Consider the following 22,935-nt stretch of genomic DNA (forward strand, 5'->3'; position numbering starts at 1 on the left):
CTGCTCACGGTTCGCATGCGCTCACCGTTCGCCAATACGCGGTTCTCGGCCCTTCGGGATTGAAAATATGCACCCTTCGACCCGCGCTGCTCACGGTTCGCATGCGCTCACCGTTCGCCAATACGCGGTTCTCGGCCCTTCGGGCCTCGAATCGCGTTATCCACCAACGCCGGATCGCCGCCGTCGATCGGCGTCGCTTCGGTCTCGTCCACCTCGTCGAACGCAGAAAGCAGCGCACTCGGCGTACCGACCCAGGCGCCCAGTTCCTGAGCGCGTTCGACGAGCCAGCGGTAGAGCCACCGGTGGCCCGGAAACTCGCGCTCGTTGAAGTACCGGGGGTGCCAGAGTACGGTCATGACGGCCTCGTTCGCAGCCGCTTCGAGCAGGAGTTCCTCGCAGGTCATCCGGGCCGCCTCGGGCTTTCGGTCCGGATCGGGCAGCGCCTGCTCCATGATCGTGAGCGGGAAGACGCGAAAGTCGTCGCCGAACGGCCTGATCGGCCGGTAGCCGTTGTGAAAACCACACCGGGTGCCGGAGCCGAGGCTGGCGTCGTATCGCAGCCCGATCTCCCGGTGATGGCGCCACGTCTCGGGGATCGAACACCGGAGGTAGTGCTGACGGCCGCCGACGACCGCGGAATCGATGTCCGCCGACAGGCCGTCGATACCTTCGTCCACCGATCGACCATCGATATCGACGTCCGCCGACCGACTGCCGGTACCTTCGTCCGCCGAGTGGCCGTCGGTCTCGGCGTCCGTCGCCTCTTCGGCATCCATCTCTTCGAGGATCGATTCGAGCACGTCCACCTCGTGGGCGAGGCGGTCCCGGTCCAGTGCGGAGTGGTACGAGCCGTGAAGACCGACCTCCCACCCGCCTTCGGCCAGCGACCGAATCGCCTCGGCGACGTCCGAACTCGCCGGATCGTACCGGCCGAGGTGTTGAACCCAGTTCGTCGGTGAGAGCCAGTCGCGAACCGGTCGTTCCGAAAGCAGGTGCTGCTCGTTGAGGAAGTAAAACGCGGAGCGAACCCCGAGTTCGGCTTCGAGGTCGGCGATCTCCTCGAACTGCCAGTAGGGGTTTTCTCCCGATACCAGCGTCTTCAGGTGGTAGCCAGAGCGCTCCGCCAGACCGTAGTACAGCGAGCGAATTCCCTTGTACGGCCGGTCGACGTCGTGGGTGAGACACAGCGCGAACGCGGCGTCGTCGGGTAACGGCGACCAGTCCCAGCACGCGTCCGGCGGGAGACTGGGTTCGTCTTCGAGCGGCCGCTCGATCGTCTCTCCCGGCGAACCGGTGGCGTTCGTCCCGTCTCGATCCGATCGACGGCCGAGCGCGACCTGTTCTGCCGACTCGCGCTCGACCGGGTTCGGCAGTCGGCCGAACGGGGACACTGTGCGGTTCGAACCTGACTCACGCATCCGTTCTCACCCGCGATTCGAGGTCGTCGACGATGCGCTCGGCGGCCGTCCCACCCCCGTACAGCGCCGGTTTTTCGGGCGGATCGCTCGCCGCTTCGATGGCCGAGACGATCCGGCACTCGTCCGCGCCGACGAGCGTGTTCCAGCCCGCTTCGACGGTCTCGACCCACTCGGTCGTCTCGCGGAGGGTGACGCAGGGCGTATCGAGGTAGAACGCCTCCTTCTGGACGCCGCCCGAGTCCGTCGCGACGCACTCGGCTCGCGTGAGTAACCAGAGGAACGTCCGGTAGCCGACCGGATCGACGATCATCAATTCATTCGTCGCCCGCTCCCACAGGCCGTCCCGACGCAGCGCGTCGACGGTACGCGGGTGGGCGGGAAGGACGACCGGTCGATCTAGCCGGACGAGCCCCTCGACGATCGAGCGCAGTCGCGCCGGCTCGTCCGTGTTTCCCGCGCGGTGGACCGTCGCCAGCACGAACGATTCGGGCAGGTTCGCGGGATCGATCGACCCGTTCGGACCGGCGAGTTCGTCGGCCGGTTCGATCAGTCCCGAGGACAGCCGGTCGTGGACGGCCAACAACGTGTCGTACATCACGTCCCCGGTCTGGACGACGGATTCGGTGATCCCCTCGCCTGATAGATTCGTAACGGCGTCCTCGCTCGGCGCGTAGCAGACGTCGGCCAGGTGGTCCGTCCCGATCCGATTGATCTCCTCGGGCATCCGTCGGTCGCCCGAGCGCAACCCCGCTTCGACGTGGACAAGCGTCGTCGGTCGCTTCGCCGCCGCGAGCGCGGCCGCCAGCGTGGAGTTCGTATCGCCGTAGACCAGGACGGCGTCCGGGCGCTCCTCGTCGATCAATCGTTCGACCTCGACCATGACGGCCGCCGTCTGGGCGGCGTGCGTGTCCGAGCCGACGTCTAAGTTGTAGTCGGGCTCGGCGAGATCGAGTTCGTCGAAGAACACGGCCGAGAGCTCGGGATCGTAGTGCTGACCGGTGTGAACGATCGTCTCCTCGATTCGACCGCTGAGCGCCCTGGAGACGGCCGCCGCCTTGACGAATTGCGGGCGCGCCCCGACGACCGTGAGGATCTGTGGTGGCTCCGAAGACGTGCGGACGGCCTCGTTCGATCCGTCGCCCGTCCGACTCACGTTCGTTCACCTCCGATCGGGGGTCTGGGATCGGGACCGAACGGTTCGCTACACCACCGATCGCCGGCGATCGCGAGCGCGAGCATGGCGGCTCCGAGGACCCCGATGAGGAGCGACTGGACGACGATACCAGAGCCGAACCCAGCGGTCACGAGGCCAACGCTGAGTCCGACCAGCCCAGAAACACCGGCGAGGACGCCGACGATCAACGCGACCGCGAGCGGATGGGGGCCCGTAGCGACGTACTGCCGGCCGTACCGCCAGGCGGCCCGGCGGACGAGCAGCCACGAGAGCGACGGAACGAACCGCGAGTACCGAATGTGACTCTGCTCGTCGCCGTAACGGGCGGCCATCGGTACGTCCTCGATGCGGAATCCGGCGACGTTCAGGTGTACGAGGACGTCGTTACAGAAGCCGTAGCCCTCGTAGAGGCGGTCGATCTCGATCGCTTCTAACGCCTCTCTGGAGATCGCCGTGTAGCCGTTCTGCGGATCGCTCATCCCCCAGTAGCCGCTGACACAGCGGGTGAGTCCCGTCAGTAGTCCGTTTCCGAACAGTCGCCAGGTTGGCATCGACTCGCGGTGGGTCGAACTCGAGAGCCGATTCCCCTTCGCGTACGCCGCCCGCCCGTCCGTGACGGGTTCGACGATCTGTGCCAGGTGGGCCGGATCCATCTGGCCGTCTCCGTTCATGACGGCGACGACGTCGATGCCGTCGGCGAGCGCGAGCTGATAGCCGGTCTTGATCGCGCCGCCGACGCCGCGGTTTCGATCGTGACGGACGGCGATGGCCTGCGGAGCGTCCTCCGCGCCTGCTCCGCCGCGCGGGACACCCGGGACGGCTGAATCCGACTCGACAGCCGCATTCGGTGTCTCGACCGCTTCGGTCGTGTCGGGGCGGCTCACGCCTTTCGCTCCGGCGTCGTCCGGTCGAACTCGGCCGCCATCGGTCGAGAGGCGCCACGCACGCCGGGTCGGATGCGCCGTCTCGAATTCCCTGTCCGTCTCGTCGTCTCGACTCCATCTCGAATCGCCGGTCGATACCGTCGTGTCTTCAGTTGCTCCGACCAATCTCCCGACCGCATCGCCGCTCGGCGGTGAGCCGTCGATCGCGCCCCCGGTCGATCGCTCGTTGACCGTCACCACGGCGGCTTCGATCTCCGACCAGGTGTCGTCGGTCGAGCAGTCGTCGACGACGTAGGCTCGATCGACGATCGCGGGGAGGGTTTCGATTACGTCCCCGACGAATCCCGACTCGTTGTACGCGGGGATCACGACGCCAACTGTCTGGCCATCGTACATGCTGTTGAACCGTTCTGACGGTGCGAGAAACACGGGGTTAGTAACGAACGCCATTCCCGATCGTCCGCCGACGCGATCCGTCGAGACGGGTCGGGTATGTGGCGAGTAACCGAGGTCATCCGGCCCGAACGACGTCCGTTCGTCGGCCCCGTTACGCCTCGTTGAGCGCGAAACGGCCCTCGCGGTCGCACGCGACGAGGTGGTAACCGTCGCCTTCGCCCCGCTGACTCACCCGGCTCCCGTCCAGTCTTATTCCGACGGCGGACGTAGGGTCGGTGTGACCGAGGGCGATCCGTCCCACTCGGCGACCTGTTCGTACTGCGGGGAGTCGACTCCCCGACCCGACAGCGACGGCTGGTGTTCGACGGGCTGTCGACGCCTCCGGTCTGCGTTCGATCCGGTCCCAGATCGCCGCGCATCCGAACCGGCGGGAGTGGACGAAGCGCTCTCGCGAACCTTCGTCCGAGTCGACGGGATGCACTCCGCTCACTGCGAGCGGTATCTGGAGCGGGTCGCGACCGCTCACGATGCCGTCGTCGATGCCAGCGCCAGCTACGTGACGGAGACTGTCCGGGTCGATCACGACCCGGATCGCCTGTCGCCCGACGCCCTCGCGGATCGACTCAGCCGACTCGGCTACACGGCATACAGACGAGACGGGAGCGACGAACCTGCTGGCGAACGGTCGACCCGATCGGTCGGCGACCGGGGCGATGGCGAATCGGATCGACGAGACGAACCGGTCGCTCGCGCCGACGACACCGAATCGCCGTACCGGTCGCGCGAGATGGCTGGCCACCGAAAGCGGCGACACGACGACTCGCTCGCGGTTCGGTACGTCGTCGGCGTCGTTTTCGGTTCGTTCCTCCTCGTCCCGTACGTCGCCATCTTTTACCCGGTGTATCTCGCGGAACTCGTCAGCTGGGGGCCGCTCGCGCTGTACGAGGACGCGTTCGAGTCGCTCGATTCGATCGTCCTCCCGCTGTTTCTCGTCCTCACCGGTGCGGTGATCTACCTGACCGGTGCGCCGCTGGTGCGCGGGGCCGTCGTCGCCATTCGCCTCCGTCGGCCGAACGCCCAGCTCCTCGCCGTGTTGCCCGTCGCCGCGGCGTACGTGTACGCGACGATGGCAGTGCTCGGCGGGCGAAACGACGTCTACTTCGACTTCGCGATCGTGACGGCGACGCTCGTGATGGGTGCCATCTTCTGGGAGGCGAACGTCAAGCGCGACGCCTACGCGCGACTCACCGACCTGACGCGGTCGACCGTCGACGCCGCCAGACGCTACGAGGACGACGGTTCGACCGACGTGGTCGCCGTCGAGCGCTTAAATCCCGGCGATCGCATCCTCGTCAGGCAAGGCGAGCGAATTCCGGTCGACGGGACGCTCGCGGACGGAACGTGTACGGTCGAGGAGGCGATCGTCACCGGCGAATCGCTCCCGCGGCGTCGGTCCGCCGGCGACGCGGTGATCGGCGGTTCGGCGGTCACCGGCGGCGCGGCCGTCGTCTCGGTCGGGGATCGGACGACGAGCCGTCTCGATCGGCTTACGCGGACCGTCTGGAACCTCCAGAGCGCCCGTCACGGGGCGACGGTGCGAGCCGACGCCGTTGCGGAGCGGGTGCTCGCGATCGTCGTCGTCGCGGCCGTCGTCGTCGCGGCGGCGAGCCTGTTCTTCGGGGCCGACGCGTTGGATGCCGCGCGTGCGTCCCTGCTGACCGTTCTCGTCGCGAGCCCCTGGGCCATCGCGTTCGCGACGCCCGTCGCCGTCGCCACGACTATCCGCGAGGCGGCCGAGGCGGGGATCGTCGTCTTCGACGAGACCGTCTTCGACCGACTCCGCGCGGTCGACACCGTCGTCTTCGACAAGACGGGGACGCTCACGACTGGTGAGATGACGGTCGTCGACGCGTGGGGACCCGCGTCGGCGCTAACGGCGGCGGCCGCACTCGAACGACGGGCCGCTCACCCGGCCGGCGAGGCGATCGCTGACGCGTTTTCGCCCGACGGTGACGGCGGCGTCGACGGTCGGACCGCGTCGACGGACGGCGGGGCGGTCTCCGACGACGCCGACCGGGCGCCGACGATCGAGGCGTACGAGGCGCACGCGACGGGTGTCGGCGGCGTCGTCGACGGTCGTCACACCCTGGTCGGCCATCCGACGCTGTTCGACGAGCGGAGGTGGACGGTCGACGGTGACCTCGCCGAACGCGTGGATTCGATCCGCGGTGACGGACTGCTTCCCGTGGTCGTCGGGCGCGACGGCGCGGTCGAGGGCGTGATCGCCGTCGGAGATCGACCCCGCGAGGCGTGGGCGGCGACGATCGACGCGCTCTCAGATCGGGAGGTGATCGTCCTCACCGGCGACGACGAGCGGGCGACGGACTTTCTCGCGCACCACGACGCCGTGGACCGGATTTTCGCCGGGGTGAGCCCGGCGGCGAAGACGGAGACGATTCGTCGCCTTTCGGCCGAGGGTTGCGTCGCGATGGTCGGCGACGGGACGAACGATGCGCCGGCGCTCGCCGCGTCGGACCTCTCGATCTCGCTCGGCGGGGCGAGCGCACTCGCCGCCGACGCGGCGGATTTAGCGCTCGCGAACGACGATCTCCGGGGGGTCGACCGGGCGTTTTCGCTCGCGGAGACGGCCCGCAGGCGCCGACGAGGGGCCCTCGCACTCGCGTTCGTCTACCCGGCCATCGCCGTTCCAGCGGCCGTCGTCGGGGCGGTGAATCCGCTGGTGACGACGGCCGCGATCGTCGCCACCGCGACGGCGATCGTCGTCCACTCGTCGCGTTCGGGTCGGTGACGAGCCGGTCTCACCGGAGAGCCTACCAATTTAGAAGTTCAGACCAAATCAGAGTATAATAAAGAGGATAAAGACGCTAACGTAAGTTATTCGAATTATCTTAACTGTATAGGGGGCCAAACCTTCATTATATGCTGGTGAGCAGGTGGGGTCATGTCTACACAGGCACAATCAGGTGGATTGACAGATAAACTCCCAGTAAAAGAGGGAGGAATCGCCGGCGCAGTCGCGTTCGTCGCCGGACTCGCCGTCGTTTCCGTCTTCGCGTTCGTCGACTCTGAAATCGAGGTCGGCGAGAGTGAGATGGGAACGCTCACCGAACTCGGGCAGCTGTTTTATGCGAGCCATTACGTCGACATGGAGATGGACACGCCGCTCGGATCGGAAACCGGAAGCGTCTTCAGTGATACGTCGACGCAACTTCCGGAATTCCTCTTCTACGCGGTTCCGGCGGTCGTCCTTATCGGCGTGGGTTACTGGCTGGCGAGCAATTTCACCGACCTCTCTGAGACTAACGAGAGCGTCATGGCGGGTGCATCTGTGGTCGTCGGTTACCTGCCGCTCGTCGTCGTCGGCACGTTCGTCTTCGAGCACTCGGAATCGGCGGAAGGAATGTCGGTCTCGTTTGGTCCGGATCTCACCCAGTCGCTGATGTTCGCGGGCGTCGCGTTCCCGCTCATCTTCGGTGCGATCGGCGGATTCATCGCTTACCAGCAGGCGCAGTAAGGCGTTCGACGATCCGAATTTCGATTTTTCGACGGTCCACACCCTACAGCGGCTGGTAGAACGGCAGCGGCGGGTGTGGCAGGTGGATCCCGTAGAGCATCAGGCCGTGCTGGAGCGGGACGTAGCCGAGGACGAGAAACGCCACGCCGAGCGCGCGGTGGAGGCGGACCCGACTCTTCGGGCCGATCGAACTCAAGAGCGTTCCGTAGAAAAAGAGCGTCGGGATGGTTCCGAGGCCGAGGACGGCGAGCGAGAGCGCGCCACGAAGCGGATCGCCCAGCGCGAACGCGTAGAGGTAGGCCGGGTAGATGATCGGACACGGGAGCAGGCCGTGGACGGAGCCGAGGAGGGCGATGCCGGGACCAGCGGCCAGCCGATCGATCCGCGCCGTGAGGACGCCCGATACGCGCGCGAAGACCGCGCCGATCACCGGAAGGTCGTGGCCGGGGACGCCGGCCCGCCCGCGGACGTAGTAGAGCCCGCTGGCGAGAATGGCGATTCCGACCAGGATGCCCGTCGTCGCGCGAACCCGATCGCCCATCGCGACCGTGGCGTCCATCGAGGCGAACGCCACCGCGCCGAGGAGCGCGGCGAGACCCCCGATGAGGGCGTAACTCGCCGTCCGACCCAGGTTGAACAGCAGGTGCTGGCGCACCTCGAAGAGCGAGAGGTCGTCGGTTCGCCGACCGGGTTTTTTGGCCGCCATGCGATCGCCGTAGGCGGTCACGAGCGGGCCGCACATCCCCAGACAGTGGGCGCCGGCGAGCAGTCCGATTACGAGAAAGACCGCCAGGTCCGCGTGGTCGGTCACCGCCGACGTCCCGTGGTCGCCGTGGAGGGCGACGTCGACCATTCCGCTGGCGAGAACCGCCGCGACTGTGCTCATTAGCCGACTCCAGGAACGGATCGCCTATCGGTCTTGCGTTCTCGTCGCGCCCATTCACCGAATTCGTTCGGCTCACATGGTTCAATCGTCGAAATAGCTGGTTCGGATGGTTCAATCGTCGAAATAGCTGGTTCGGATGGTTCAATCGTCGAAATAGCTGGTTCGGATGGTTCAATCGTCGAAATAGCTGATTCGGATGGTTCAATCGTCGACGTAGTCGGTTCGTCCGTCGTGAGTTGTGCTCACCGCTCCCCGTCAAACTAGGGACTCGTCGGACTGGGGGCGCCGTCAACCAGAGACTCGCGTCGGACTGGCGCATTCCTCGAACGGGACGAACAGCGTTATGGCCCCGTCGCGTCTCTGCGCCGGTATGGGATCCATCCGCGTCGAACGCCACGACGACGAGCCCGTCGCGACGGTCGTCATCGCGAATCCGGAGCGACGAAACGCCATCTCCCGCGAGGACGCGCGGGCGCTCGCCGACGCGTTCCGAGAGATCGACGCCGACGAGGCGATCCGCGGGGCGATACTCACCGGCGAGGGGAGCGCGTTCTGCGCCGGTCTCGACCTCACCACCGTCGAGGGAGAACCCTCGGCGGATCTCGTCGATCGAAGCTTCCACGCCGCGGTGCGCGAGATCGCCACCTGTTCGGTCCCCGTCGTCGCCCGGGTCGACGGGCCGGCCGTCGGGGCTGGCGCGTCGCTCGCGGTCGCCTGCGACCTCGTCTTCGCGGCCGAGGACGCTCGCATCGGCTTTTCGTTCACGAAGATCGGACTCACGGCGGATACGGGCGCCACCTGGACCTTGCCCCGACTCGTCGGCGCGCAGACGGCGTTCGACCTGCTCGCCTCCGGGCGAATTCTAGACGCACCCGAAGCGGCCGACCTCGGCCTCGTGACGGAGACCGCGTCGGCCGACGAACTGGACGCGCTCGTCGACAGACGGGCGACCGCTCTCGCGAACGGACCCACGCGCGCCATCTCCGCGATACGCCGACTCCTCCGGCGGGCCAACGCCAACACGATTGAAGAGCACCTCGAACTCGAAGCCGGCGCCCAGATCGACACCTATCACACCGCGGATTCGACCGAGGGGGTGCTCGCATTTACCGAGAATCGCGACCCCGAGTTCGAAGGGCGGTGACGAAGCCGATTCGACGAAACTCGCGTCGGATCGGTCGGCCTGAACGACCGTAATCGACGCGATACTGCGTTTTATCGGATACCGAACGAGCGCCAAGAAGTCTCTATTGCTTCGATTTCAACCCCGAGCGTGCTAACTTCCTTCGCAAATTATCGGTGATATCCTGAATTATCCAAATGCTTAAGCGACGTCCCTCGGATCAATGGGTATGCAACAATCGACTGAGAGCGGACTCTTTGCGGGTGGAAATAGACGTTTCGTCCTGGCTGCGGTGTTCGTCGCGGCCCTCGTGTTGACGGCCGGCTGTACCGGCATCCTCTCGAGTTCGGCCGACAGCCAGTCGCAAGTCGAGAAGGTTCCGGAGGGTACGGAACTGATGGTTCACCTCGATATGGCGGTCCTCACCGATAGCACCGTCCAGGAGTACGTCGAGGAAGTAGACGAAGCGGAGGCCGAGGACGTAGAGGACGTCGACGAGCTAACCGAGGAATTCTACGCCGAGACGGGCCTGGATCCGACCGAAGTCGATCAGGCGCTCTTCTTCGGCTCGATGGCTGATAGCTTCATGGGTGAGGAGTCGTTCGGCGTCATCCTCGATACGAGCTGGGACGCGGAAGCGTTCATCGACGTACTCGAAGACGAAGAGGGGATGTCCTACGTCCAGACCGAATACCACGGTGAAGCCGTCCTATGGGAACCAGCCGACCCTGACGAGGTCTGGGATCCGGTCTACGTCGGCGTTCACGACGACGGACAGCTCGTCCTCGGCGATCGCGACGCGGTGACGGCTTCGCTGGACGTGACCTACGGCGGCGAGAACGCCGTCTCGGGGACGGTTCTCGAAGCGTTCAACGACGCGCCCGACGGCCTCGTGACGTTCGCTATGGGCATGGACGACGCCGATCCAACCGATGCGCCAGTCGACGAGTTCGCGATGTTCGACGGCCTGACGGCGATCAGCGGTTCCTTTTACACCTCCGGAAGCAGCGTGGGCGTCGAAGCACACGTCCACTTCGCGAGCAGCGATCAGGCAGACGACATGGCCGGCACGATCAACTTCATGCTCTCCGGAATGATGGGCGATCTTCCGCCGGAAGAGCAAGAGCTGCTCGATTCCATCGACGTCGATTCGAGCGGGAACGCCGTCGTCATCGTGTGGGAAGACGCCCCCGACGGCTCGTCCGGCCCGTTCGCCCTCCCGTAACCGACCGTGGATCTCCCGACGCTGCTTCGCAAGGAGGCGCTGACCGTCCGACGGAACGTCGGGCTGTTCGTGGTCCTCCTGATCCTCATTCCGGCGATGCTCGCCGGCGTCACCGGCGTCTACGAACGGACGATCCCCGAGGACGTTCCCGTCGGCGTCGTCGCGGCCGACGAGGAGACGACCGACGAGGAACTGGCCGTCGTTCGGACCGGTGTCAGATTCTTCGCGACACCGGTGAGTTACGACTCGATGGACGAGGCGAAAGCGGGACTCGAACGCGAGGAGGTATACCTCGTCATCGAGGTGCCGTCGGGACTGTCGGAGGAGGGCGAACCGGCGAACTTCACCGTCGTCTCCGACCGGACGATCGTTCCCTTCTCCGAGCCGGCAAACATGTCGGCGAACATCTTAGACTCCGAGCTCGACCGGCAGTTCCCGGCGGACGTCTCCGTCGAACAGGAGCGGATGAACGAAGATCGCGTCCTGACGGAGTACCTGATGGCGGCCGCGCTGGTAGCGTTCATCTTCGTCTACGCGATGGTCTTCGTACCGTACCAGGTTCGCGGCGAGCGGCTGGTGTTAGATCGGCTCCAGACCACCTCGCGTCTCGAGACGGTCGTCGCCAGCAAAGTCCTCTTCTACGGAGCGTTGACGACGGTTCCGGTGGTGAGCGTCGGTCTGGTCGGACGGTGGATGGGCTTCGACATGGCGATTCTCTCGCCGTTGACCCTCGTGACCGTCGCGCTGACGTTCGTCTTCCTCTCGGCGGTCGGCCTGGCGATTCTGTTCGCGCTTCGACTCGGTCGGTCGGCGCTGTTCGCCAACGTCGGACTCGTCTTCGGGCTGGTCGGCCTCTCGAGTCTGGTCTATCCGGTCGGGTTCTTCTCGACGACGCGAAAGGCCATCGCCCGCGCGCTGCCGACGCACTACGCGACCATCACCACTCGAAGCGGTATGTTACGCGATACGCCGGCCACGCTGTACGCCGACTACGTCCTCATACTGCTCGGATCGGCCCTCGCGGGCCTGTTCGTTTGCTGGCTATCGATCCAGTACTACACGCGGAGGCGATGATCGATGTCCGACGGACCACTCCCCACCACGAACGCCCCGGCCGACGCGGCCGAGCTGGCCGACCTGGAAGCCGATTCGGCGGTCGAGGCGACCGTCGAGGACCCGACTGACGAGTCGATCGTCATCGAGGAACTCACCAAGCGCTACGGTGAGACGGTCGCACTCGACGGGATCACGCTCACCGTCACGCCGGGCGTCCACGGACTGATCGGCCCGAACGGTTCGGGAAAGACGACGCTCTTTCACGTGATCGCGGGTCTATCGAACCCCACGGCGGGGCGCATCGAGCGACCGCCCGACGCGGTCGGGTACAGCTTTCAGGAGCCCCGGTTTTACCCCGAGCTCACCGTCCGCGAGAACCTCTCGGTCTTTCGTTCGCTCGACGACGATCCGGCGCCGGTCGACTGGATCGAGACGCTGCTCTCTGAACTCCGTCTCGAACCGGCCGTCGACCGCCGTGCCGGCGACCTCTCCGGGGGTTTTCGTAAGAAGTTAGACCTCGCGCTCGCGTTTCTCTCTCGACCGACGGTCCTCCTGCTCGACGAACCGCTCGCGGACGTCGACGAGTACTCGCGCCGGAAGATCCTCGCCTTCTTCGAAGACTACAGCGACGACGACCGGACGATCGTCGTCTCCTCGCACAACGCCGCCGCCTTCGAGGGACTGTACGATCGCATCACGATCCTCTTCGACGGCGAGATTCGCGCCGACGGACCGCCCGACGATCCCGACGTCGCCCGCTATCGGCGATTTTTCGGGTGAGTAAGAGAACGGTCGCTGTCCGAGGCGACTGTCACGCTGTGAGAATCGAAGAATGCAATCCCTGACGTTCGATTCACGCCTGCGACACGTCGTTTCGCGGAGACCAGTTCGCGGGCACGAAACCTGAGCCGATCGACGTGCGCGAGCCGTCGGGCACCTCGACCACCCGTGACCGTCGGGCGATGGCCGTATCCGCCCTGACGGCCGACCCCGTCACCGGAACGCTATAGTGACTGTCCGATCCAGCAACACGCATGATAGAGACCGAACCGTCGCTGGTGCTGTCGCTCCTGACGATCGCCGCGGTGGCGTACTTCGTCGCCGATCTCGTGCCGCGGGTCGACGCGCTCGACCGGAGCTACCGAAAGTTTCTCGCGTTGACGACGCTCGGCGTGACCTACCTGCTCTTGCTCCCCGTGATGCTGACCATCCTCACCGAAGTGGACGCTGGCGAGCCCATCGGCCAGGTGCTCGCGATCGCCGTCGCCGCGCACGTGCTGTTCGGTCTCACGCTGCTGTACGACGTCTTCGACGACTGGATCCGCATGTTCGCCGATCCCGAGTACAAGACCTGGGTGGAGGCGTCGCTCGTCCTCGCGGTCGTCGTTCTTCTCGCGGTGTTGTTCTTACTCTCGCCGTAGCTGACGATCGCTTCGTCGCTCGATTCTTCCCGGCTCCTATCGACCCTGCACACGTTCCTCCCCGGCTCCTATCGACCCTGCATACGTTCCTCCCCGGCTCCTATCAACCCTGCACACGTTCACCCGACGAGTGAGGCGGGTCCGATACGGACTACCGCTCGTGTCAATCGCCCCTCCACAATCCGAGCACCGACCGACCCAGTACTACTACGACTCGGCGACCGACCGGGTCGACGTCGTCGTGGACGTCTCACCCGCCGGGCGCGACGATCTCACCGTCCTCGTCGGCGGCGAGACCCTGGAGGTCACCATCGACGGTCACGACGGGACCGACACGCGTTCGTTCCGGACCCCGTCCGCCGACTGGACGTTCGGCGACGATCACGAGGCCGTCTACAACAACGGCGTGCTGACCGTCTCCGTCGAGACGAGCGACGGCGAGGACGCCGAAATCGTAGACGGCTGAGTCCTTCGACGCCGTTTCTCACGACCGCTCGTCGCGATCGGACATCGATGCGACGGTCGGCGCGACGATAACTGCCGCCGCGCCGAGCGCCGCCGCCGGGGCGGTTACGACGGGGTTGTCCAGCTTAGCGAGCAGCGACGCCGAGGGGATCGTTGCTCCTGTCGCGCCGACGACGCCGATCGCCCCGAGCGCGAGCACGCCGCCTGCGCCCCACGTCACCGCGAGACGAAGCGGCGAGCGCCGTCGGGTACGCGTGGCCGCGATATCGATCCCGCGGACGAGCGCGGAGACGGCGGCTGCGATTCGGACGGTAAACCCGGTCGCGACTCGACCGGCGAACCGTCGCAAACGGGCTCTCTGACCGACGCAGTTCCGTGATTCGTTCTCGTTACGGTGATCCGCTTCGGCGTGACGTCCGCGTTCGGGCAGCGTCGTCGCCCCCTCGGTGGCCCGCCAGCACAACAGCGCCCCGATCGCCGCGCCGGCGACGACCGGCGGGCTCGACCCGCCGGCGAGCGTGCCGAGAATACCGACGACGAACGCGAACCCGAACAGCGCCGCCGTGGGGTCGCGAACGTGCGTTCTGGCGAGCTGTATCACGACGAGCGCCAGCGCACCGACGACGAACCCGCCGACGACGTCGCCGAGGTAGTGGGCGCCCAGAACGATCCGCGAGGCGGCGACGATCGCGACGATCCCGGCGACGGTCGCCCACCGCCGGGCTCGCGTTCCGATGTCCAATTCGATCGCCAGCAGCGCCCAGAAGACGAAGACGGCGAGGGCGTGGCCGCTCGGAAAGCTTCCGGTGTCGAGGACGGCCGCGTGGTCGTAGATCGGCCGGAACACGAGGGGGACCTCCGCGACCGGGATCGGCGGCTCGACGCCGGGGCGCTCGGTCGACGCGAACGCCTTCGACGTCGTCATCACCGCGTAGAGGAACGCCACGGCCCCGAGCATTGGCGCGGCGACGTTCCGATCGCCCCGGAGGTACCACGCGGTGACCATCGGCACGATGAGGACGGCGCTCCCGAGGAACGAGAGGACGGCGAGCGTCAGGATCAGCCACGTTGGGGAGAGCTCGCCGGCCGCCCTGACGAAGTCCGAGTCGAACCACATGTCCGTTCGTGACGGGACGGACCGGGGTATGTATTTGCATCTGACATGTTTGGTGACTATGATGGAGTCCTGACGGTGTGACGAATTGAGTGATTCGACCGGCCTGAGTGACGATTGTCGAATACCCAGTGGTGTCGATGGGTCGGGCGATAGGCCTGCAGACCTACGGTCTCGGCGGTCGTTGGAGACGGTTACGCCGACAACGGACGAAGCGTCGAATCCCGGCACACCACCGGAAGCGGGACACTCATAGTGGTGGCACACACTGGGTGGAGACGATGAGCTGGGAGGACCAGTGGCCCGGCGAGCCGTATCAGGTCGACGAAGCCGGCCGGGTGCCGGACGCCTCGCCGTTTCGCGTTGCGTTAAAGCGCTCTGCGTGTGCGGCCGCCCCGGAGATCGAAACGTTACGTCAGAGTGCCGGCGAGGTACTCAGTTACGAGGGTCGTGCGGACGCCGTGGCGAAGCTGATCCACGCCGTCGACTGCCCGGGACTTCGGTTTCAGGCGCCCGCGCCGAACGATCCGGCCGACGTGGACGCCTACCTCGTGAAGGTGCGAGATCCCAGACCCGACCTCGCCTCGCGCGGCGATCCGGCGACCGGGTGGACGTTCGACGCCCGCGCCCAGCAGGTCGGCGCGCTCGCCGAATCCCTCTTTACGGCCTACCGGTTCGATCCGCCGCCGATCGTCGCCTACGCCGCGCGCGACCTCGACCTGGATCCCGACGACCTCCGCGTCGTGGTCGACGACGATCCCGAGCGCGTCGGCGCCCTCGATCCCGACGTCGACGGCGGCTGGCACCCGGACGTCGCGTTCACCGTCAGAGAACGGGAGACGGACGACGCCGCCGGAGACGCCGGTTCGGTACTCAAACGCTACGTCGCGGAGGTGAAACACGGCTCGACCAGCTTCGAGCGCAACCAGCGAGCCGGAATGCAGCGGCTGGCCGAACGCGACGAGAAACTGGACGTCATCATCGTCCGCGTCGACCTCGCCGAGATCCCGCAGTCGTACGATTTGACGATCCGATCGATCGGCGAGACCGGGCTGTCGGGATAGGAAAGACGGTACCACCGCCCCGGTGTTCGGCTCGCCCGGCCGGTGGCCCGGCTGGACGGTCGTCTCGGTCACCTCACCGTCGCTCAGGGTTCTTCTTCCAGCAGTCCGAGATCCTCGACGACGAGATCGGCGAGCTGTGCTTTGAGGTCCGGGTCCACCTCGGCGATCGTCTCGCCGTCGTGGTGGTTGTCGTTGTGGCGCTCGACGCTCTCGGCGACGGCGTCGAGCGGGACGCGCGAGGTGGTCTCACACTCGCTGCAGACGATCGGCACGGTGGGCTCGTCGTCGCTCATTATTCGAGTGGTTGTCAGGCAGGGACAAAACTGCACTGGTTAGGTGGGTCGTTGGAGCTGCCGAGTCGGTCCTTCGGGGGTGACTCGACCGGGTTGGCTATGCAAGGTCTCCGTATACCCGGCGCTTCGTCCATTGTGGGCGTATGTACGATCACGTCCTGGTTCCGACAGACGGGAACGAGACCGCACGCCGGGCGGCAGAACACGCGATCGCCCTCGCGAGCGAACTCGACTCGACCGTTCACGCCATCTCCGTCGTCGAGTCCGCCGGCGCTGTCCAGCGCGATCAGATGCGCGCCGACCCCGAAGCCGAGGCCGAGGAGGCCGTCGGCGAGGTGAAGCGTGGCGCGACCGAGGCCGGGGTCGAGGCGTCGACGACGGTCCGCGAGGGACCGGCCGCAGACGAGATCCGCGATCACATCGCCGAACACCGCTTCGACCTGATCGTCATGGGGACCGACAACCGCACCGGTCTCGACCGCGTACTCGATCACAGCGTCGCCGAGGACGTCCTCGAGAACTCGACCGTGCCCGTGTTGACGGTGCCGAATCCGGAACCCGAGTAGGCGCGCGGTCCAGTACCGTCTTCTCGCGGCCGAACTGGCGTTTCGAGATTACGGTGCCTCAGGCCGTCTGCTCCACCGAAATCGCACCCGACAGTTCGGTGTTGTGATACGGCATGTCGATCCCTTCCGCGTCGAAGCGTTTCTTGACGGCCTCGACGAACGCGAACTGCGTCGGTTTGTAGCCGTGTTCGGTTGGATCGATCCAGAGCCGACCGGAGAGGACGACGGCCGAATCGCCGAGGTCGACGACCGGTGCGGACGGGGCGGGCGCTTCGAGCGTGGCGTCGAGCGAGCGAGCCTCGTCGAGGATTACCTCGCGCGCGTGATCGATGTCGTCGTCGTAGCCGATGCCGAAGTCGTACCGGACCCGGACGCGATCGTTCGCGACGGGGTTCGTAACCGGTGAATCGGCGAGATCGGCGTTCGGAACCGTGACGAGTTCGTTATCGAACGTCTCGACTTTCGTCACGCGCAGTTTGATGTCGCGAACGCGGCCCTCGCCGTCGTCCCACATGATCCAGTCGCCGATCGAGAAGGGTTTATCCTGGAGGATGAAGATCCCGGCGACGAAGTTCGCGATGAGGTTCTGCGTTGCGAAGCCGACCGCCAACGCCAGGGCACCGCCGAAGATGGCGAACGCCGACAGAACCACGCCGAACCCGGCGATCGTCGCGCCCAGCGCGAGGGCGACCGCGGCGGCCACGATGACCGTCACTCGCACGGCCGTGTTGACGATTGCCGGCTCGTAGCCTCGCCGTTCGAGCCCGCTACGGACGAGGCGAACTCCCATCAGCTTTCCTAGCGAGTAAACGACGACGAACGCGACGAGAAACGTCGCGATCGTGATCGCGGCGTCTACGGCCAACGGGACGTACGTCTCGGGGTCGAGCGCCTCGTCGACTTCGAGTGGAACGAACATCTCTCGTGACCCTCAGTTCTACCGATAGTTAGGCGTTTGGTCGTCGAACTGGTGGAATTCAGGCCAGACTGATGAGCACGAACAGTCCGAGCGGAACGCCGGTACAGAGCGCGGCGGCCGGTCGGGAGAGTTCACCCTCGTGGATCATTCCGCCGGTAAGCAGCCGCCACTGGATCGCCGCCGTGAGAAGCGAGACGAACACGAGGATCGGATCGATCGGCTCCATCGCTACGCGCAGCGTTTCGACCGCGTTCTCGGGATCCGTGAGCGTCACGCCGTCGAGGCCGACCCAGAGGCCACCGAGGCCGACGGCCAGCCGACCGAACTCGGGAAGCGCCGCCCAGCCGGCCAGCGCCAGCGATCCGCGAAACGACGGTGTGCCGCCCGCGAGGCGGCCGCCGGCGTAGAGTACGCCACCAGCGAGCACCCACAGGACGAACGTCGAGACCAGGCCGATTCCGGCGTACCCACTGACCGCGTCCATGATCGCGTCGCTCCCGTCTCGTTCGATCGTTTCGGGTTCGTCGCACCGATCGCCGTACGGCGAGTGGGGGTCGTCACCGTACTGTTCGCAGATGGCCTCCGACGGCCGATCCGGGTTGTCGACGGTCTCCGTGATTTCGGTCGAGTCGGCGAGGACGGTGCCCATCGTGAGGATGCTTATCGCCAGGGCGAACGCGAACACGGCCACGATTGCGAACGCGACGCCGAGCGTCTCGGCGGGCGGTCGATCGTCGAAGTACGATTCGGGCCGGACGAGGCCGTTCCAGAGCGAAGAGAGGGCGGGAACCATCACCGTTACATTAACACTCCAACAGTATTATAATTCCGATCAAAGATAACGTAATTCAACCGGTCGGGTCGCCGGTCACCCGAAACGGTTCAGTCGGCCTCGGACGCCCGTTTCGGCGCCGCCTCCGCTCGCGCGCTCGGCTGGATGACGGTTCGGTCGGGCAGCGTCGGGTTGGGTTTTCGCCCGAGGGTGAGCAGCCGTTCGGTGAGCGTGAGTTCTTCCGGGGCGGGGTTCGGTTTCTCGATGGCCTCGTACTCGACGGCGATCCCGTCGGCCTCGGGGGCGATTCGCACCGCACACAGCTGGTAGGAGGGGTAGAACACCGGCGGGAGAAAGCCGGTGATACCGTCACGTCGGTGGAGGCGTTTGAGCCACGTCCCCGTGTTGACGAGCAGGCCGCCGTCGACCGACTCGACGCCGGGTCGGTGGGTGTGGCCGTAACAGAAGACGGCCGTCTCCGGCTCGTCTTCGAATAGCTCGCGGGCGGCCGTCTCGTACGGCGCGCTGGCGTCGACGGTCAGGTCGGTTTCGAAGACGCCGAACCGATCGATCGTTCGACTGATGTCGTGTTTGATCAGGTAAAGCGGCACGCCGAGCAGGAGGAGTAAGCCGGCGATCATGACGTTCGCGGCGATGATGCCGTAGATGGCGGTTCCTGCCAGGCCGAACTGTCCGAGAAACGTCTGAACGGCTTCGATTGGCATGCCGTAGATGCCGAGCCAGTCGAGCCCGACGAGAATCGCGACTAGCGCGCTGATGTTGAGCAAGAAGAGAAACGGCACGAGCGCGTACCGCAAGATCGGGTTCATCTCCCGGTAGACGTACTTCGAGAGGATCCACAGCGGCATCCACTCCGTTGGCGTCACCGCCTGGACGTCTTTGAGCCAGTTGAACCGGCCGCGATCGGAGAGCTGGCCCGCGCGGCTGGTGACGTGCGTGTTGTAGTAGTAGCCGAGCGGGGAGGCGTGCGGATTGCCCCAGTCTTCGATGTGGTTGTTGGGATCGCGCTGGTGGCCGTGCTCGAAGTGGATGGCCGCGTCGCCGACGGGACGGCTAACGGACGGGTCCTGAATCAGGTCGACGTTGTACGCGGCGAAGCGCTCGACGTACTCGTCGTAGGCCGCCAGTTCGTGGTCGTGATTGCCCGGGAGCATCGTGATCGGGACGTTCTCGCCCGTCTTTCGGAACTGTTCGAACAGCCGAGGGTAGCTCGCTTCGAGCGCGTCGAACTTCTCGATCCCCTCGATCGTCGTAAATTCCCAGAGCCCGAACGCGTCGCCGTTGATCACGAGTTCGGCGTTCTCGTCGGTGGATTCCAGTTCTCCCAGGAACTCGAGCAGTTCGTCGAGGAACGGAACCTCCTCTAACTGCTCGTCGCCGCCGATGTGGAGGTCGCTAATGACGTAGTAGACGCGATCGTCGTCGTGACGTTCGTCGCCGGTCTCGCTGACTCCGTCGTCGGGCCCTCCCATTGGAACAGGTGTTTCGGCCCGGCCCCATAGGTTTTTCCTGTCGGGATATGCGTCGGAGTTGGGGCCGTGTGGCCGCGAACACTTCTCGTCGTGGTGGAGAATTCGGTGTCCGGCACTGACACGGATAGGTGAATCGCGATCGACATAGAGGGTGAGAGCGGGACGGCAACCTCGACCGATATTCCCCAGATGTGCCGTGAGGAACCATAAAGTAATATTCTTATAGTGGCACTAGAATATTATCACTCCGTGGCCCGGGCGAGGTGCTCACCTGGTGCCACGATTCGATCGATGGGCACCTCGCTTCCGGTTATCTCTCCCGTAACCTGGGCCACACTTCCGTCCGACTCTCGACGCGCCCACCCGCTGACACTCGCTTCGACCGGTGGCCCTCGATCGGTTACGTGTCTTCGTTCGCACCACTGGCTCGGCGAACCCGCTGGAGTACGAACGTTTTTGGTGGTCGTCTCGGTCAGAGACGACATGAGCACCTCGGCGGATTCGCTCTCCGAACCACACGTGCTCGCGCACGCGAAGCAGGCGCTCTTTCCCGACGGGCCGACGGAGGGGTCCTACGCCGTCGTCGACACCCAGTTCGCCAGGGCCGAGTGGCTCCCCGGCCAGCCGGTTCCCCGCGAGACCCGGGAGCGTCTCTCGCCGTTCAACCACGTCCGCGTCGGCGGCGGGTATCCGGATCTCGTCGGCGTTCGGGCGCTCGAGGCCGAGTTTTACTCGGTCGACCGACTCGGTCGCGAGCCGCCGTTGATCGTCGTCGAGGCGAAGGGCTATACGGACGCCGGGGTCGACACCGAACGCGGAATCGTCCAGGCCCACGAGCGCCTGGGGGAGGCGAACGTCGCGTACCTGGCCGCGCCGGCGCAGACGATAACGCCGTCCGATCGAACGCTGGCGCGCGAACTCAACGTGGGCGTTCTCGGCGTGAACCCGAGCGGTGACGTCTCCCCGCTGGAGGTCCCGCGCGTCGTCGGCAATCGAACGACGAGCGAGGCGAACGCGATCCGGTTTCAGGCGAGCGCGCGGGGCGTCGCCGAGAAGTCGTTCTCGTTGAACCACCCGAAGAATTACCTCGGATACGTCCTCTCGTGGTACGCACCCGATGATACGGCCGCACTCCAGCGCAAGTACGTCGTCGGCGACGTGGCCGGATCCGAACGCGGCGCGCGGTTTCTCGGATTACTCTGCGAGCGAAACGGGCTCACCGAGCTGACCGGGCTCGGTCGCGAGGTGGTCCGGTTCGCCAATTCGAACTACGGATCCGTGGCGGCGGCGCTCGAAGCGTTCGAACCCTGGAAGAATAGCCGGTCACGCTTCGCCGACGAGGCGCCGCTCTGGGGGCAACTCGCCCGTCGCGTTGTCTACGACTACCGGGCGACGACGCTCCTCGTGACCGAACTCCAGGCGATGTACGACGACGGGATTCCCGAGCCGACCCTTCCCGATCTGGTCACCTACCTCCACGCCCAGCATCCCACGTTCACGATCGAACTGTTCATCAGAGGCGACGAGTCGGTTCGCAGCCGGGTGCTGGACGAAGAGGGGAGGTTGCAGGAGTCGGCGTTAACGGACGGTTCCGTCTATCACTCGCCGACGGTCTTCCAGCTGAAGGCGATGTGCTACCACGCCGGAATTCTTTCCGACCGGGGCCGAGAACCGAACAGACTGGACCCGACGACGGACGTGTGGGCGCTTTGTGAACCCGTCTAACGGGCACGGTCGGTCCTCACGTCCGTCGAATTACAACAGGTACACGGACGCCGGCGCGACCGGGTACCCGCAGGGCGTAATCTGACTGTCGGCCGGTCCGGCGATGATGATCCCGATCACGGGTCCGCCACACCTCTGACAGTCAGGTGCCCACTCGGACCGTCTCGGATAGCCGTGTTCTTTCAAGCCCGGTGGCTCTTCATCGTCGTCCTCTGGCCGGATGGTCGGCAGATCCGGATTCCGGCCGTCGGGTGAGCCGTCGACCCGTGGTCGCGGTCCGTTTTTCGCGCCGGCGGGCTCGTCATCGCGGTCGCTCGACTCGGCGCGATCGCTGTATCCGTTGCTTTCGACCTCCTGTCGGCGTGTTTTGCGATCCGTACTGCCGAGCCGCTTATCGGTGTGTGAACTGTATTCGGTCATGCTTTGGAATCCTCCGTGGGATTCGAAAGCACGTCTCGGGTGCTCCACCACCCGGGGCATTCCGTACCCTTCTTCGCTGGAGACGGTGTCCCTTCTGTGTTACTGCGCAAATATATGCGTATATGTAATTAGTGGCATTATGGTTGTGTATGTATCTGGCTCCAGCACCTGAATGTTATGAAACGAATCCTCCTCGTCAGCGCTACTTTCGAAAATAGAGGGCCGAATCAACCACTGGTTCGACGAACGGGTTGCGTTCAACTGCTAATGGCGCGGAGATATTTTCGATGTCAATGTTATTGACCACTCCAGGAGCAGAATCTTGGGAAAACGCCCATCAGATTTTATATAATTCGGTCAAAATCCGGCATCGACTGTATGAGTCAAACACAGGCGTCGACCACTGAACTCGACGGGTACACGTTGCCCGACGAGGAGGTGGAGACGGCGGTCGTGGGAACGGGACGGACGGTGGCGGTGACCGACCGGCGCTACATCGAGATCAACGAAGGGACGACCTCGTCCGGTCGATCGGTGGAGACGGTCGAGGAGACGCTGTTCAGCGCGGTAGACAAGGTGAACGTCGACATCCGCAGCGCGACCACCGAGACCGACGGGACGATGATACTGCTCGCACTGATCTCTGGGATTCTGGGCTTTTTCGCCGCGGTCTACGGTGCCGACGAGGGCGGCTCGGGTGCCGTGTTCGTCGGGCTCCTCTTGCTCGGCGCCGCGGTCTGGCTCTACCTCAACGCGACCGAGAAGGTTCCCGGCGGTATCTCGATCCGATTCAAGTACGTCACCGACGACGGCTGGGTCCACGACAGCTACCAGTTACCCGAGGACAACATCGCGACGGCCCACGCGGCCGCCCGCGCGGTCGCCTCGCCACACGGCCCGGCCGACGGACCGAGTTGACGCGGTGGGCGTGACCGACGGATAGCTCACGGCTGCGCGGGAGCCTTCGTGATACCTGCTGGTCTATC

General features: G+C 65.4%; 22 protein-coding genes. 12 read left to right on the forward strand and 10 right to left on the reverse strand.

What is annotated here, in order from left to right; all coding sequences use genetic code 11:
- Positions 1-107: 107 nt before the first annotated feature.
- Genes NKH31_RS11045 through NKH31_RS11055 form a run of 3 tightly spaced genes read right to left on the reverse strand, consistent with a single transcriptional unit; the run spans position 108 to position 3,872 of the window.
- Positions 108-1,418 carry a polysaccharide deacetylase family protein gene (locus NKH31_RS11045; RefSeq protein ID WP_254861854.1) on the reverse strand — a complete coding sequence of 437 codons (1,311 nt, stop codon included), beginning with the start codon at positions 1,416-1,418 and terminating at the stop codon, positions 108-110.
- Complete coding sequence (gene wecB, locus NKH31_RS11050) at positions 1,411-2,571, reverse strand: non-hydrolyzing UDP-N-acetylglucosamine 2-epimerase (RefSeq protein WP_254861855.1); 1,161 nt, start codon at positions 2,569-2,571, stop codon at positions 1,411-1,413. The genes NKH31_RS11045 and wecB overlap by 8 nt, the downstream gene beginning before the upstream one ends.
- Complete coding sequence (locus NKH31_RS11055; RefSeq protein WP_254864798.1) at positions 2,568-3,872, reverse strand: glycosyltransferase family 2 protein; 1,305 nt, start codon at positions 3,870-3,872, stop codon at positions 2,568-2,570. The genes wecB and NKH31_RS11055 overlap by 4 nt, the downstream gene beginning before the upstream one ends.
- Positions 3,873-4,149: 277 nt before the next feature.
- On the opposite strand from NKH31_RS11055, the gene NKH31_RS11060 reads away from it, so the two are divergent.
- On the forward strand, positions 4,150-6,681 hold the full coding sequence (locus NKH31_RS11060; protein ID WP_254861856.1) for a heavy metal translocating P-type ATPase: 2,532 nt from the start codon (positions 4,150-4,152) through the stop codon (positions 6,679-6,681).
- A gap of 153 nt (positions 6,682-6,834) precedes the next feature.
- Positions 6,835-7,407 carry a DUF7978 family protein gene (locus NKH31_RS11065; RefSeq protein WP_254861857.1) on the forward strand — a complete coding sequence of 191 codons (573 nt, stop codon included), beginning with the start codon at positions 6,835-6,837 and terminating at the stop codon, positions 7,405-7,407.
- A gap of 43 nt (positions 7,408-7,450) precedes the next feature.
- Here the strand turns inward: NKH31_RS11065 and NKH31_RS11070 are convergent, their stop codons facing one another.
- Positions 7,451-8,260, reverse strand: coding sequence for a sulfite exporter TauE/SafE family protein (locus tag NKH31_RS11070; RefSeq protein ID WP_254864799.1), 810 nt, complete (start codon positions 8,258-8,260; stop codon positions 7,451-7,453).
- Positions 8,261-8,663: 403 nt separating this feature from the next.
- On the opposite strand from NKH31_RS11070, the gene NKH31_RS11075 reads away from it, so the two are divergent.
- From NKH31_RS11075 to NKH31_RS11100, 6 genes are all read left to right on the forward strand, one after another.
- On the forward strand, positions 8,664-9,437 hold the full coding sequence (locus NKH31_RS11075; RefSeq protein WP_254861858.1) for an enoyl-CoA hydratase/isomerase family protein: 774 nt from the start codon (positions 8,664-8,666) through the stop codon (positions 9,435-9,437).
- Between the two features lie 208 nt (positions 9,438-9,645).
- Entirely contained in the window at positions 9,646-10,641 is a 996-nt protein-coding gene (locus NKH31_RS11080) for a hypothetical protein (protein WP_254861859.1), read from the forward strand.
- Between the two features lie 6 nt (positions 10,642-10,647).
- Entirely contained in the window at positions 10,648-11,715 is a 1,068-nt protein-coding gene (locus NKH31_RS11085; protein ID WP_254861860.1) for an ABC transporter permease, read from the forward strand.
- Between the two features lie 3 nt (positions 11,716-11,718).
- Entirely contained in the window at positions 11,719-12,477 is a 759-nt protein-coding gene (locus tag NKH31_RS11090; RefSeq protein WP_254861861.1) for an ABC transporter ATP-binding protein, read from the forward strand.
- Between the two features lie 254 nt (positions 12,478-12,731).
- Positions 12,732-13,118, forward strand: coding sequence for a hypothetical protein (locus tag NKH31_RS11095; protein ID WP_254861862.1), 387 nt, complete (start codon positions 12,732-12,734; stop codon positions 13,116-13,118).
- Positions 13,119-13,278: 160 nt separating this feature from the next.
- Positions 13,279-13,584, forward strand: coding sequence for a hypothetical protein (locus NKH31_RS11100; protein WP_254861863.1), 306 nt, complete (start codon positions 13,279-13,281; stop codon positions 13,582-13,584).
- Positions 13,585-13,602: 18 nt separating this feature from the next.
- Here the strand turns inward: NKH31_RS11100 and NKH31_RS11105 are convergent, their stop codons facing one another.
- On the reverse strand, positions 13,603-14,700 hold the full coding sequence (locus tag NKH31_RS11105; protein ID WP_254861864.1) for a phosphatase PAP2 family protein: 1,098 nt from the start codon (positions 14,698-14,700) through the stop codon (positions 13,603-13,605).
- Between the two features lie 278 nt (positions 14,701-14,978).
- Here NKH31_RS11105 and NKH31_RS11110 point away from each other — a divergent pair, with 278 nt between their 5' ends.
- Positions 14,979-15,761 (forward strand): DUF8081 domain-containing protein, encoded by a 783-nt coding sequence (locus tag NKH31_RS11110; RefSeq protein ID WP_254861865.1) that lies wholly within the window; start codon positions 14,979-14,981, stop codon positions 15,759-15,761.
- A gap of 83 nt (positions 15,762-15,844) precedes the next feature.
- On the opposite strand, the gene NKH31_RS11115 is transcribed toward NKH31_RS11110, so the two are convergent.
- On the reverse strand, positions 15,845-16,054 hold the full coding sequence (locus NKH31_RS11115) for a DUF8149 family protein (RefSeq protein ID WP_254861866.1): 210 nt from the start codon (positions 16,052-16,054) through the stop codon (positions 15,845-15,847).
- A 143-nt stretch (positions 16,055-16,197) separates the two neighbouring features.
- On the opposite strand from NKH31_RS11115, the gene NKH31_RS11120 reads away from it, so the two are divergent.
- The gene (locus NKH31_RS11120; RefSeq protein ID WP_254861867.1) at positions 16,198-16,620 is read left to right on the forward strand and encodes a universal stress protein; all 423 of its coding nucleotides are present in this window, start codon (positions 16,198-16,200) and stop codon (positions 16,618-16,620) included.
- A 58-nt stretch (positions 16,621-16,678) separates the two neighbouring features.
- Here the strand turns inward: NKH31_RS11120 and NKH31_RS11125 are convergent, their stop codons facing one another.
- From NKH31_RS11125 to NKH31_RS11135, 3 genes are all read right to left on the reverse strand, one after another.
- The gene (locus tag NKH31_RS11125) at positions 16,679-17,539 is read right to left on the reverse strand and encodes a mechanosensitive ion channel family protein (protein ID WP_254861868.1); all 861 of its coding nucleotides are present in this window, start codon (positions 17,537-17,539) and stop codon (positions 16,679-16,681) included.
- Positions 17,540-17,597: 58 nt separating this feature from the next.
- Positions 17,598-18,332, reverse strand: coding sequence for a Yip1 family protein (locus tag NKH31_RS11130; protein WP_254861869.1), 735 nt, complete (start codon positions 18,330-18,332; stop codon positions 17,598-17,600).
- An 89-nt stretch (positions 18,333-18,421) separates the two neighbouring features.
- The gene (locus NKH31_RS11135) at positions 18,422-19,804 is read right to left on the reverse strand and encodes a metallophosphoesterase (protein WP_254861870.1); all 1,383 of its coding nucleotides are present in this window, start codon (positions 19,802-19,804) and stop codon (positions 18,422-18,424) included.
- 483 nt (positions 19,805-20,287) lie between these two features.
- Between NKH31_RS11135 and NKH31_RS11140 the strand changes: the two genes are divergently transcribed.
- On the forward strand, positions 20,288-21,529 hold the full coding sequence (locus tag NKH31_RS11140; protein WP_254861871.1) for a hypothetical protein: 1,242 nt from the start codon (positions 20,288-20,290) through the stop codon (positions 21,527-21,529).
- A 30-nt stretch (positions 21,530-21,559) separates the two neighbouring features.
- Here the strand turns inward: NKH31_RS11140 and NKH31_RS11145 are convergent, their stop codons facing one another.
- On the reverse strand, positions 21,560-21,949 hold the full coding sequence (locus tag NKH31_RS11145; protein ID WP_254861872.1) for a hypothetical protein: 390 nt from the start codon (positions 21,947-21,949) through the stop codon (positions 21,560-21,562).
- A 378-nt stretch (positions 21,950-22,327) separates the two neighbouring features.
- On the opposite strand from NKH31_RS11145, the gene NKH31_RS11150 reads away from it, so the two are divergent.
- The gene (locus NKH31_RS11150; RefSeq protein ID WP_254861873.1) at positions 22,328-22,867 is read left to right on the forward strand and encodes a hypothetical protein; all 540 of its coding nucleotides are present in this window, start codon (positions 22,328-22,330) and stop codon (positions 22,865-22,867) included.
- Positions 22,868-22,935: the final 68 nt, after the last annotated feature.

The organism is Halovivax gelatinilyticus, from assembly GCF_024300625.1.
Taxonomy (GTDB): domain Archaea; phylum Halobacteriota; class Halobacteria; order Halobacteriales; family Natrialbaceae; genus Halovivax; species Halovivax gelatinilyticus.

What these genes read in the sequence shown, in the direction of transcription:
- NKH31_RS11045 (WP_254861854.1), bottom strand. Translation starts at nt 1,418, where the DNA reads ATGCGTGAGTCAGGTTCGAACCGCACAGTGTCCCCGTTCGGCCGACTG.
- NKH31_RS11055 (WP_254864798.1), bottom strand. Translation starts at nt 3,872, where the DNA reads ATGTACGATGGCCAGACAGTTGGCGTCGTGATCCCCGCGTACAACGAG.
- NKH31_RS11065 (WP_254861857.1), top strand. Translation starts at nt 6,835, where the DNA reads ATGTCTACACAGGCACAATCAGGTGGATTGACAGATAAACTCCCAGTA.
- NKH31_RS11070 (WP_254864799.1), bottom strand. Translation starts at nt 8,260, where the DNA reads ATGGTCGACGTCGCCCTCCACGGCGACCACGGGACGTCGGCGGTGACC.
- NKH31_RS11075 (WP_254861858.1), top strand. Translation starts at nt 8,664, where the DNA reads ATGGGATCCATCCGCGTCGAACGCCACGACGACGAGCCCGTCGCGACG.
- NKH31_RS11080 (WP_254861859.1), top strand. Translation starts at nt 9,646, where the DNA reads ATGCAACAATCGACTGAGAGCGGACTCTTTGCGGGTGGAAATAGACGT.
- NKH31_RS11090 (WP_254861861.1), top strand. Translation starts at nt 11,719, where the DNA reads ATGTCCGACGGACCACTCCCCACCACGAACGCCCCGGCCGACGCGGCC.
- NKH31_RS11095 (WP_254861862.1), top strand. Translation starts at nt 12,732, where the DNA reads ATGATAGAGACCGAACCGTCGCTGGTGCTGTCGCTCCTGACGATCGCC.
- NKH31_RS11105 (WP_254861864.1), bottom strand. Translation starts at nt 14,700, where the DNA reads ATGTGGTTCGACTCGGACTTCGTCAGGGCGGCCGGCGAGCTCTCCCCA.
- NKH31_RS11110 (WP_254861865.1), top strand. Translation starts at nt 14,979, where the DNA reads ATGAGCTGGGAGGACCAGTGGCCCGGCGAGCCGTATCAGGTCGACGAA.
- NKH31_RS11115 (WP_254861866.1), bottom strand. Translation starts at nt 16,054, where the DNA reads ATGAGCGACGACGAGCCCACCGTGCCGATCGTCTGCAGCGAGTGTGAG.
- NKH31_RS11120 (WP_254861867.1), top strand. Translation starts at nt 16,198, where the DNA reads ATGTACGATCACGTCCTGGTTCCGACAGACGGGAACGAGACCGCACGC.
- NKH31_RS11125 (WP_254861868.1), bottom strand. Translation starts at nt 17,539, where the DNA reads ATGTTCGTTCCACTCGAAGTCGACGAGGCGCTCGACCCCGAGACGTAC.
- NKH31_RS11130 (WP_254861869.1), bottom strand. Translation starts at nt 18,332, where the DNA reads ATGGTTCCCGCCCTCTCTTCGCTCTGGAACGGCCTCGTCCGGCCCGAA.
- NKH31_RS11135 (WP_254861870.1), bottom strand. Translation starts at nt 19,804, where the DNA reads ATGGGAGGGCCCGACGACGGAGTCAGCGAGACCGGCGACGAACGTCAC.
- NKH31_RS11140 (WP_254861871.1), top strand. Translation starts at nt 20,288, where the DNA reads ATGAGCACCTCGGCGGATTCGCTCTCCGAACCACACGTGCTCGCGCAC.
- NKH31_RS11145 (WP_254861872.1), bottom strand. Translation starts at nt 21,949, where the DNA reads ATGACCGAATACAGTTCACACACCGATAAGCGGCTCGGCAGTACGGAT.
- NKH31_RS11150 (WP_254861873.1), top strand. Translation starts at nt 22,328, where the DNA reads ATGAGTCAAACACAGGCGTCGACCACTGAACTCGACGGGTACACGTTG.